General features: G+C 73.2%; 9 protein-coding genes, 2 pseudogenes and 1 riboswitch. Of the genes and pseudogenes, 4 read left to right on the forward strand and 7 right to left on the reverse strand.

Annotation, left to right across the window (positions count from 1 at the left end):
- Positions 1–622, reverse strand: a pseudogene (locus tag KPF22_RS00140) (hypothetical protein); the annotation flags it as partial.
- Here KPF22_RS00140 and KPF22_RS33510 point away from each other — a divergent pair.
- Positions 557–2,008, forward strand: a pseudogene (locus tag KPF22_RS33510) (ComEC/Rec2 family competence protein); the annotation flags it as partial. The pseudogenes KPF22_RS00140 and KPF22_RS33510 sit on opposite strands and share 66 nt — an antisense overlap.
- A gap of 240 nt (positions 2,009–2,248) precedes the next feature.
- Here KPF22_RS33510 and thrC read toward each other — a convergent pair.
- Positions 2,249–3,517 carry a threonine synthase gene (thrC, locus tag KPF22_RS00150; RefSeq protein ID WP_208826866.1) on the reverse strand — a complete coding sequence of 423 codons (1,269 nt, stop codon included), beginning with the start codon at positions 3,515–3,517 and terminating at the stop codon, positions 2,249–2,251.
- Positions 3,518–3,523: 6 nt separating this feature from the next.
- Positions 3,524–3,677, reverse strand: a riboswitch (SAM riboswitch).
- 140 nt (positions 3,678–3,817) lie between these two features.
- Between thrC and holA the strand changes: the two genes are divergently transcribed.
- Positions 3,818–4,786 carry a DNA polymerase III subunit delta gene (holA, locus tag KPF22_RS00155; protein ID WP_179760589.1) on the forward strand — a complete coding sequence of 323 codons (969 nt, stop codon included), beginning with the start codon at positions 3,818–3,820 and terminating at the stop codon, positions 4,784–4,786.
- A 108-nt stretch (positions 4,787–4,894) separates the two neighbouring features.
- Here the strand turns inward: holA and rpsT are convergent, their stop codons facing one another.
- The gene (gene rpsT / locus KPF22_RS00160) at positions 4,895–5,158 is read right to left on the reverse strand and encodes a 30S ribosomal protein S20 (RefSeq protein ID WP_062401442.1); all 264 of its coding nucleotides are present in this window, start codon (positions 5,156–5,158) and stop codon (positions 4,895–4,897) included.
- Between the two features lie 171 nt (positions 5,159–5,329).
- A complete protein-coding gene (gene cynS, locus KPF22_RS00165; RefSeq protein ID WP_224400900.1) occupies positions 5,330–5,794 on the reverse strand; it encodes a cyanase in 465 nt (154 codons plus the stop codon).
- Positions 5,795–6,023: 229 nt separating this feature from the next.
- Between cynS and lepA the strand changes: the two genes are divergently transcribed.
- Positions 6,024–7,886: a translation elongation factor 4 gene (gene lepA, locus KPF22_RS00170; RefSeq protein WP_062401443.1), complete on the forward strand. Its 1,863-nt coding sequence runs from the start codon at positions 6,024–6,026 to the stop codon at positions 7,884–7,886.
- Positions 7,887–7,971: 85 nt separating this feature from the next.
- Here lepA and KPF22_RS00175 read toward each other — a convergent pair whose 3' ends face one another.
- Together KPF22_RS00175 and KPF22_RS00180 are read right to left on the reverse strand one after the other, a co-directional pair.
- Positions 7,972–8,400, reverse strand: coding sequence for a MarR family winged helix-turn-helix transcriptional regulator (locus KPF22_RS00175; protein WP_224400901.1), 429 nt, complete (start codon positions 8,398–8,400; stop codon positions 7,972–7,974).
- Between the two features lie 221 nt (positions 8,401–8,621).
- A complete protein-coding gene (locus tag KPF22_RS00180) occupies positions 8,622–9,587 on the reverse strand; it encodes a zinc-binding dehydrogenase (RefSeq protein WP_208824788.1) in 966 nt (321 codons plus the stop codon).
- A 44-nt stretch (positions 9,588–9,631) separates the two neighbouring features.
- Between KPF22_RS00180 and KPF22_RS00185 the strand changes: the two genes are divergently transcribed.
- Positions 9,632–9,814 carry a hypothetical protein gene (locus tag KPF22_RS00185; protein WP_208824786.1) on the forward strand — a complete coding sequence of 61 codons (183 nt, stop codon included), beginning with the start codon at positions 9,632–9,634 and terminating at the stop codon, positions 9,812–9,814.
- A 4-nt stretch (positions 9,815–9,818) separates the two neighbouring features.
- Here the strand turns inward: KPF22_RS00185 and KPF22_RS00190 are convergent.
- On the reverse strand, positions 9,819–10,308 hold a 490-nt coding region (locus KPF22_RS00190), incomplete at its 5' end, for a Sir2 family NAD-dependent protein deacetylase (protein WP_305080307.1).

The raw sequence follows: 10,308 nt of genomic DNA on the forward strand, positions 1-10,308 counted from the left end.
GCGCCGGACCAGCGCCCGTGCCGCGGCGCCGTCGTCGATCGTGCTCGCCGCGGCCGGGTGCGCCCTCGTCGCGGCCGTCCTGGTCACCGTCCACGCGGCCGCGCTGGCCTCGCACCCGCTGCGGGCACCCGCCGACCGCGGTGCCGCCGCCGAGGTCCGCGTCCGGCTCACCGACGACCCCCGGCTCCTGCGCAGCACCACCGGCGGCGGCGACGAGTCCGGCGCCGCCCGGGCGATGGCGCTGGTACCCACCGAGCTCGTCACGGCCACCGTCGGCGGGGACCGGGCGACCACCGGCGGGAAGCTCCTGCTCCTGGCCCCGGCGGCGAGCTGGACCGGGCTGTTCCCCGGCCAGGAGGTCTCCGCCGCCGGGCTGCTCATGCCCGCGCAGCGCCCCGACCTCACGGTCGCCGTGCTGAAGGTCCGGGGTGCGCCGCAGGACGTGACCGTGCCGCCCTGGTGGCAGACCGGTGCCGGGGCGCTGCGCGACGGCCTGCGCGACGCGGCGCTCTCCGCGCTGCCCGAGGCACCCGCGGGGCTGCTGCCCGGGCTCGCGATCGGGGACACCCGCGCCCAGCTCGCCGAGACCGAGCAGGACTTCCGCACCGCCGGGCTCGCGCATCTCACCGCCGTCTCCGGGGCCAACGTCGCGATCATCACCGGGGCGGTGCTGCTCCTCCTGCGCCTGTTCCGAACCGACCCGCGGATCGCGGCCGCGGCAGCGATGCTGGCCCTGGTCGGGTTCGTCGTGCTGGCCCGGCCGTCACCGTCGGTACTGCGGGCGGCGGTGATGGGCGGGGTGGTGCTGATCGCGTTCGCGGCCGGCCGCGCCCGGTCGGCGGTGCCCGCGCTGGCGGTGGCCGTGCTCGGCCTGCTGCTGGCCGCCCCCGCCCTGGCCGTCGACGCCGGGTTCGTGCTCTCCGTCGTCGCCACCGGTGCGCTGGTCCTGCTGGGCCCGGGCTGGACGGCGGCGTTGCGGCGGCGTGGGCTGCCGTCCGGACCGGCCGAGGCACTGGTCGTCCCGGTCGCCGCGGCCCTGGCCACCGCGCCGGTGATCGCCGGGCTCAACGGGGGAGTCGGGCTGGTCACCGTGGTGGCGAACCTGCTCGCGGCGCCCGCCGTCGCCCCCGCGACGGTGCTGGGCGTGCTCGGTGCGGTGCTGTCCGCGGTGAGCCCGGCCGCCGCGTGGTGCTGCGCCTGGCTGGCGGGACCGTTCGTGTGGTGGCTGGTGGTGGTCGGGGACCGGGCCGCCGCGGTGCCCGGTGCCACCGTGCCGTGGCCCGCGGGGGCGGGTGGCGCGCTGCTGCTGCTCACCGGGGTGCTGGTCGTGCTGCTGGCGATGGGCCGGGTACCCCGGCTGCGGGCGCTGTTGCTGGCCCTGCTGGTGGGGCTGCTCGTCGTCCTCGTCCCGACCCGGTTCGCGCCGCCCGGATGGCCGCCCGCCGGGTGGCGGATGGTGGCCTGCGACGTCGGTCAGGGCGACGCGCTCGTCCTCGCCACCGGTACCCCCGGGCACGCCGTCCTGGTCGACACCGGGCCGACCGACGACGCCGTCGACACCTGCCTGGACCGGCTCGGCGTCCGGGTCCTGGAACTCGTGGTGATCACCCACTTCCACGCCGACCACGACGGGGGCCTCGCCGGCGCGCTGCGTGGCCGCGCCGCGGGCGGTATCGCCGTCGGTCCGGTACGGGAACCGGCGTCCGGGCTGCGCGACATCACCCGGCGTGCCGAGGAGGCCGGTGCCCCGGTGGTGGGGCTCGCGCGCGGTATGGAGCTGGGCTGGCCGGAGCTGCGCCTGCAGGTACTCGGTCCGGTCCACCCGCCCCTGACGGTCGACGGCAGCGACGGGACGGCGGTCAACGACATCTCGCTGCTGCTGCGCGCGACCACCCCGGCCGCGACGATCCTGCTGACCGGCGACGCCGAGCTGGTCGCCCAGGACGACCTGCTCGACTCCGGGGCCGACCTGCGGGCGGACGTGCTGAAGATGCCCCACCACGGGTCCCGCAAGGTGGTCCCGCGGCTGATCACGGCCGTCGCGCCGCGGGCGGCGGTGATCAGCGTCGGCAACGGCAACAGCTACCGGCACCCCAACGCGGAGCTGGTGGACCGGCTCGCCGGGGCGGGGATCGTCGTCGCACGCACCGACCGGTCCGGCGACCTGGCCCTGACCGGCGACGACCCGGCCGGGCTGACGGTGGTCGCGCGGGGCGACCCCCGTCCGGCGCCCGGCCGGCGGGGCCGGTCAGCCCCGGTTCGCCAGCGCCTCGCGGACCGCGGCGGACGTCGACGGCACGGTCGCCGTCGGGCCGACCTCGCCGGAGACGGCGTCGAGGGTCTTGAGGCCGTCTCCGGTGATCATGAGGACGGTCTCGGCGTCGGGGTCGAGCGCCCCGGCCTCGAGCAGCTTCTTGGTGGTCGCGATGGTGACCCCGCCCGCGGTCTCGGCGAACACGCCCTCGGTGCGGGCCAGGAGCCGGATGCCGGCGACGACCTCGGAGTCGGAGACGTGGCCGACCGAGCCGCCGGTGCGGCGCACCGAGTCGAGGACGTACGGGCCGTCGGCCGGGTTCCCGATCGCCAGCGAGCGCGCGATGGTGTCCGGCTTCTGCGGCTGGATCACGTCGTGGCCGGCCTCGAAGGCCCGCGCGACCGGCGAGCAGCCGGTGGCCTGGGCGCCGAACACGGTGTACGGGGTGGGCTCGACCAGACCCAGGGTGCCGAGCTCGGTGAACCCCTTGTCGATCTTGGTGAGCTGGGAGCCGGAGGCGACCGGGACGACGACCTGCTGCGGGAGCCGCCAGCCGAGCTGCTCGGCGACCTCGTAGCCCAGGGTCTTCGAGCCCTCGGCGTAGTACGGCCGGACGTTGACGTTCACGAACGCCCAGTCCTCGTGCTCGGCGGCCAGCTCGGTGGCGAGCCGGTTGACGTCGTCGTAGTTGCCGTCGACGGCGAGCAGGGTGCCGCCGTAGACGGCGGTGGTGACGATCTTCGCCTGCTCCAGCGAGGACGGGATCAGCACGACCGAGTCCCAGCCCGCGCGGGCGGCCGCGGCGGCGACGGCGTTGGCCAGGTTGCCCGTCGAGGGGCAGCACAGCACCGAGAAGCCGAGCTCACGGGCGGCGGCGAGCGCGACGGCGACGACGCGGTCCTTGAACGAGTGCGTCGGGTTGCCCGTGTCGTCCTTGATCCAGATCTTGCGGACGCCGAGCGCTCGGGCCAGGTTGTCGGCCTCGATCAGCCGGGTCAGGCCGGGCTCGGTGTTCGCGTGCTGCTCGACGGTCGACGGGACCGGCAGCAGGTCCTTGTAGCGCCAGATCGACTTCGGCCCGGCCTCGATGGAGGCGCGGGTGACCGTCGGGAACTCGTAGGCGACCTCGAGGGGGCCGAAACAGCGCGGACACGCGAACTCCGCGGCGAGCGGGATCTCGTGGCGGCACTCGCGGCACGCGAGAGCGCGCGCGGAACCGAGGTCGTAGGCGGAGGTGGTTTCGGGCGCAGCAGTGAGAGTCACGAGATCTCCTCATCTGTCCCGCCGGAGGTGGCGGGCCGGAATTGGCACCGTGTTCGTCGACGTCCTCGCCACGCGGAATGCGCAGGTCTGGGCGGATCGTCGTGCGACGCCGGTTGCCGGGGCTTCAACGGGCCGTTCCCTCTGCCCCTCTGGATGAGCCATATGCGGTTGTGGTGCTCCGGACGCCAGGCGCCGGAATCGACGACGACCGTACGCGAGCGGGCCGCCCCACCGCCAGACGACGTCCTCCGGTCGGGACGCGGCTCACCCGTTGTCGGAGGTGTGGGCCACCATGGGGGTGTGAGCAGCACGAGCGAACCGGGCCCGCTGCAGCTGGTCGTCGGGGACGAGGAGTTCCTGGCCGAGCGGGCGGTGTCCGACCTGGTCCGGCGCGCACGGCAGCGCGATCCGGAGACCGAGCTGCGCCGCTTCCGCACCTCCGAGGTGGCACCCGGCGAGCTCGCCGGGCACCTCAGCCCCTCGCTCTTCGCGGAGGGCAGGGTGATCGTGCTCACCCACGGTCAGGACGCGAACAAGGACATGACCGCCGCCATCGCCGACTACGTGAAGGACCCGGCCGACGGGATCGTGCTCGTGGTCCAGCACGCCGGGGGGGCGAAGGGCAAGGCGGTCCTGGACCTGATGCGCAAGGCCGGGGCGCACACCGTCACCTGCAACCGCATCACCCGCGCCGACGAGCGGTCGGACTTCGTGCGCGACGAGGTCCGCCGCCACGGCGGCACGATCACGCCCGGGGCGCTCGCGGTGCTGGTCGAGGCGGTCGGGTCGGACCTGCGGGAGCTGGCGGCCGCGGCCGGGCAGCTCGTCGCGGACACCGGCGGCGCCGTGGACGAGGCCGGGGTGCGGCGCTACCACCGCGGCCGAGCCGAGTCCTCGGGCTTCGCGGTGGCCGACGCGGCGGTCGCGGGGGATCGGCGGGCGGCGATGGAGGCGCTGCGGTGGGCGCTGGTGCTCGGTGTCCCGCACGTGCTGATCGCCGACGCGCTCGCGGACTCGGTGCGCACCCTGGCCAAGGTCGGCTCGGCCGGGCGGGGCGACCCGAACCGGCTGGCCGGGGAGCTGGGCATGCCGCCCTGGAAGATCCGCAAGGCCCAGCAGACGGTCCGGCAGTGGCGGCCGGAGCAGCTCGCCGTCGCCATCGCGGCGACGGCGCGGGTGAACGCCGACGTCAAGGGCGTCGCCGCGGACGCGGGATACGCGTTGGAGCGGGCCGTGCTGGCCGTCGTGTCCGCGCGCACCCCGCGCTGACCCGCTCAGCCTGGGGGACACCGGCCGCGCCGGGCCGCCCGGGGCCGGGAACACGACGACGGCGCCGCCCGGGTGGGGCGGCGCCGTCGTCGGAAGAACCGGGGTGGCTCAGGCCTGGACGTCGTTGAGACGCTTGGCCAGGGCCGACTTGCGGTTCGCCGCCTGGTTCCGGTGGATGACGCCCTTGCCGGCCGCCTTGTCGAGGGCCTTGGCCGCCTTGCGCTGCAGCTCCACGACGTTGTCGGCGCCGGAGTCGGCGGCCTCGCGGAAGTGGCGGATCGCGGTCTTGACCGACGACTTCACCGACTTGTTGCGCTGCCGGCGCTTCTCGTTGGTCTTCACTCGCTTGATCTGCGACTTGATGTTGGCCACGTCTGCCTCTGGTCTTCCTGCCTGCTGGTCGGCTGGTGAGTGTTCTCGTCCGGGTCCGCTCCGGCGGCACCGAACAGCATCACTGGAGAGAGGGTCCAGGCCGTTTCGGGCGAGCACGCCGAGCGCTCGACGCACAAGGTTACCAGCGGCGTCGTCGCGCCCTGTGCCGGGTCACCAGACGCGGTAGGGCAGGAACTTCCCGTTGAGGGTGATCACGGCCCGGTCGCCCTTGGGGTCGGGCACCCGCTGCAGGTCCAGCTCGAAGTCGATGGCCGAGACGATGCCGTCGCCGAACTCCTCGCGGACCAGCTCCGAGATCGTCGTTCCGTACACCTGGACCATCTCCGAGAGCCGGTAGACCAGTGGATCGGTGAGGTCCACCGCGGACGCGCCGCGGACCGGCGGGAGGGTGAGCGCGTCGACGACGTCGGGCTCCAGGTCGAGCAGCGAACCCGCGGTCTCGGCCTGCTCGCGGGTCAGCGTCTGCTGCCCGAGCAGGGCCGAGGTGGACCACTCGACCGGGTGCCCCAACGCCTGGGCGATCTTGTCCCAGGTGAGGCCCAGCTTCTTCTTGCGGGCCAGCACGACGCGGGCGGCGCCCAGTCGGTCCAGCGGGGGGACGGGGGTGACCGACACGGTGACTCCTCCGGGTGGGGGTGGCTGACCCGTTCGATCGTGCGCGATCGGTGGGCGGGCGGCAACGCCGGGACGCGCCGCGTGAACGGCGTGTGACGATCTGCGGTGCCACCACGGCGGTCGCCCGGCCCGACATGGGACGATGGGACCCAGTGCCCCGAGCCGCGAGTGCCCTGAGCACCCGAAGTGCCCGAAGCCCCACGCATGAGCGAAAGCCGAGTACAGCCGAGTGACGACGTACGCCGACCGCACGTTCACCCCGCCGGAGCGCATCCGGAACTTCTGCATCATCGCCCACATCGACCACGGGAAGTCCACCCTGGCCGACCGGATGCTGCAGGTCACCGGGGTGCTCAGCGCGCGTGACGCCCGGGCCCAGTACCTGGACCGGATGGACATCGAGCGCGAGCGCGGCATCACGATCAAGGCGCAGAACGTGCGGCTGCCGTGGACGGCGAAGAACGCCGACGGCGTCGAGACCGAGCACGTGCTGCACCTGATCGACACCCCGGGTCACGTCGACTTCACCTACGAGGTGTCCCGGGCGCTCGAGGCGTGCGAGGGCGCGATCCTGCTGGTCGACGCCGCGCAGGGGATCGAGGCGCAGACCCTGGCCAACCTGTACCTGGCCATGGAGAAGGACCTGCACATCATCCCGGTCCTCAACAAGATCGACCTGCCGGCGGCGGACCCGGAGCGCTACGCCGCGGAGATCGCGCACATCACCGGCTGCGAGCCGGAGGACGTGCTGCGGTGCAGCGCCAAGACCGGTGAGGGTGTGGAGGCGGTGCTGGACGCCGTCATCGCGCAGGTCCCCGCCCCGGTCGGCGACGCCGACGCCCCCGCCCGTGCGATGATCTTCGACTCGGTCTACGACACCTACCGCGGCGTCGTCACCTACATCCGGGTCGTCGACGGGAAGCTCTCGCCGCGCGAGAAGATCAAGATGATGTCCACCGGTGCCGAGCACGAGCTGCTCGAGATCGGGATCGTCTCCCCGGAGCCCAAGCCGTCCGACGGCCTCGGCGTCGGCGAGGTCGGCTACCTCATCACCGGGGTGAAGGACGTCCGCCAGTCCAAGGTCGGCGACACCGTCACGTCCAAGCGCAACGGGGCCACCGCGCCACTGACCGGCTACCGCGAGCCGCAGCCGATGGTCTACTCCGGGCTCTACCCGATCGACGGCTCGCAGTACCCCGACCTGCGTGAGGCGCTGGACAAGCTGCAGCTCAACGACGCCGCGCTCACCTACGAGCCGGAGACCTCGGCCGCGCTGGGCTTCGGCTTCCGCTGCGGCTTCCTCGGCCTGCTGCACCTGGAGATCACCCGCGAGCGGCTCGAGCGCGAGTTCGACCTCGACCTGATCTCCACCGCACCCAACGTCGTCTACCAGGTCACCACCGACGACGGCGAGGAGATCGAGGTGACCAACCCCAGCGACTGGCCGGTGGGCAAGGTCGCCGAGGTCCGCGAGCCGATCACCAAGATCACCATCCTGGCGCCGTCGGAGTTCGTCGGCACCATCATGGAGCTCTGCCAGAGCCGGCGCGGCCAGCTCGGCGGGATGGACTACCTGTCCGAGACCCGCGTCGAGCTGCGCTACACGATGCCGCTCGGCGAGATCATCTTCGACTTCTTCGACAACCTGAAGTCCCGCACGCGCGGCTACGCCAGCCTCGACTACGAGGAGGCCGGCGAGCAGGTGGCCGACCTGGTCAAGGTCGACATCCTGCTGCAGGGCGAGGCCGTCGACGCGTTCTCCGCGATCGTGCACAAGGAGTCGGCGTACTCCTACGGCACCTCGATGGCGACCAAGCTGCGCGAGCTCATCCCGCGCCAGCAGTTCGAGGTGCCGATCCAGGCCGCCGTCGGCGCCCGGATCATCGCCCGCGAGACGATCCGCGCGATCCGCAAGGACGTCCTCGCCAAGTGCTACGGCGGCGACATCTCCCGCAAGCGCAAGCTGCTGGAGAAGCAGAAGGAGGGCAAGAAGCGGATGAAGACGATCGGCCGCGTCGACGTCCCGCAGGAGGCCTTCGTCGCCGCGCTGTCCACCGGCGGCGGGACGGCCACCGAGAAGCCCAAGAAGTAGCTCCCGGACGCGAAGCGGGCCCGACTCCCGGCAGGGGGTCGGGCCCGACGTGTACGTGGTGGGGGCGGGGGAGCGCGCGGGCGGTCTACATGACCGAGCCCGCCCGGGGGCCGGGGATCGGCCCGTCGCACGGCGCGGGCCGGGCGGCGGGGGCACGGCGCGGCGACAGGATGCGCTGCACCCGCTGGCAGACGGACTCGACGACCGTCCGTCCCTCGGCCGACAGGTGCACCAGCACGCGGCGCCGGTCGAGCGGGTCGGCCGACCGGTAGGCCAGCTTCTTCTCGACGAGGCGGTCCACGATCCGGGTGGCCGTGGGGGCGGGCAGCGACGTGTATCCCGCGACCTCGCCCATGCTGCGGCCGGTGCCGCGGGCGAGCATCAACAGGACCCGCCAGCCGTCACGGCTGACGTCCGTCGAGGACGGGTTGGTGGACAGGGCTGTGGCCACGGCGTGGTCGACCCGGTCCAGGAACTCGACGACACCCGCGGCTCCAGGCGTCGGGGCAGCCATGGTGGCAGTCCCCGACGCCCGTCGACTGAAAGGCTCGGTCACGATGACGCACTGTACTTGCCGATCGGGCGAAATCCGACCCTGTCCTGGGCAAACGTCCCCCGAGCGCCGGGCGGTCGTCACGCAGCGATGACCGACAGGCCGACGACCAGCGATTACGTAGACCGCTTGACGTTCACCAACGACATCACGACTGCATCACACCCGGATCACGTAACGCCTCAGCGGGTCAGGACGATCTTCCCCGCCGTGCGCCCCGCGGACATCGCCTCGAACGCCTCCTTCGCGGAGTCCATCGGCAGTTCTGTCCCGATCTCCGGCGCGATCCCGGCTGTCGCCACGAAGTTCATGAGATCCGCGAGCTCCTGGCGCGTCCCCATGGTCGAGCCGACCACCTCGAGCTGGAGGAAGAACAGCCGCTGCAGGTCCGCGGGCGGGTTCGGGCCCGAGGTGGAGCCGCAGATGACGATGCGGCCACCGGGTCGCAGCGCCCGCATGGAGTGCTTCCAGGTGGCCTCGCCGACCGACTCCATGACGGCGTCGACCTTGCCCGGCAGCTTCGCCCCGGACTCGAACGTGGCGTGCGCGCCGAGCCGCTCGGCCAGTGCGCGCTTCTCCTCGTCGCGGCCGGTGACCCACACCTGGAAGCCCGCGGCGCGGCCCAGCTGGACCAGCGCCGTCGAGACGCCGCCGGAGGCGCCCTGGACGAGCACCGTCTGGCCCGGCTGCAGGCCCGACTTGGTGAACAGCATCCGGTAGGCGGTCAGCCAGGCGGTGCCCAGGACGGCGCCCTGGCCGGGGGTGAGGCCCTTCGGGGCGGGGACCGCGTTGCGCGCCGGGACGATCACCTTGTCGGCCATCGTGCCCTGGTGGCGCTCGGTGAGCAGGGTGCGCTTCGGGTCGAGCGTCTCGTCGCCGCGCCAGTCGGGGTCGCCGATGATCGGGTAGAGGACGACCTCGGTGCCGTCGTCGAGGGTCCCGGCGCCGTCGCAGCCGAGGATCATGGGGAACTGGTCGGGCTTGATGCCGACCCCGCGCAGCGTCCACAGGTCGTGCATGTTGAGGCTGGCGGCGGAGACGTTGACGGAGACCCAGCCGTCGGGGACCTCCGGGTCGGGCCGCTCGCCCACGACGAGGGAGTCGAGGGGAGCGTCGGCGTTGGGCTCCTGCGCGTAGACAGCGAACATGGCCCCGAACCTAATGCCTGGGCCCGGGGACTACCGTGTGGAGTGTGCGCACGATCATCGACGGCTGGGACGCGTTCGAGCTGTGGCTCACCGGCCTGCCGTTCGTGGCGCAGGTCGTGTTCGTGACGGTGGTGGTCCTGCCCGCGTGCGCGCTGGTCGCGATCGGTGCCGACCGCGCCACCCGGCGCTTCGACACTCCCCGCGGGCGTCGCGACGGCGGGGTCTGAGCGCTCAGACCGGCTGGGCCGCGAGTGCGGCCAGTGCCTCCGAGCAGCCCGCGTCGACGCGCAGGTCGGCGAGCTCGTCGCCCCGGGTCGCCCCGCGGTTGACGATCACGACCGGCACCTCAGCCCGGTGCGCGGCCCGGACGAACCGCAGCCCCGACATGACGGTGAGCGAGGACCCGGCGACGAGCAGCGCGCCGTCCTCGGGGGTCAGCGCGGCCACCATCGCGTAGCAGCGCGCCACCCGGTCCTTCGGCACGTTCTCCCCGAAGAAGACGACGTGCGGTTTGAGGACCCCGCGGCAGGACGCGCACGGCGCGATCCGGAAGCCGTCGGTGATCTCCACCGCGGCGTCGCCGTCGGGGGCCGTCTCGACCTGCGCGCTGTGCGCCTCGGTGAAGCCGGGGTTGAGCGCGGTGGCGGCCGGGCCTGCAGCGTGTCGCGCGGGGTGATGCGGCGGCAGCCCAGGCAGACGACCTCGTCGATGCGCCCGTGCA

Source organism: Pseudonocardia sp. ICBG1034 (assembly GCF_020131375.1).
In the GTDB taxonomy this organism is placed as follows: Bacteria; Actinomycetota; Actinomycetes; order Mycobacteriales; family Pseudonocardiaceae; genus Pseudonocardia; species Pseudonocardia alni.

Excerpts from the sequence above, each read along its gene's own strand:
- KPF22_RS00175 (WP_224400901.1), bottom strand. The coding sequence starts at position 8,400 with ATGGCTGCCCCGACGCCTGGAGCCGCGGGTGTCGTCGAGTTCCTGGAC.
- KPF22_RS00180 (WP_208824788.1), bottom strand. The coding sequence starts at position 9,587 with ATGTTCGCTGTCTACGCGCAGGAGCCCAACGCCGACGCTCCCCTCGAC.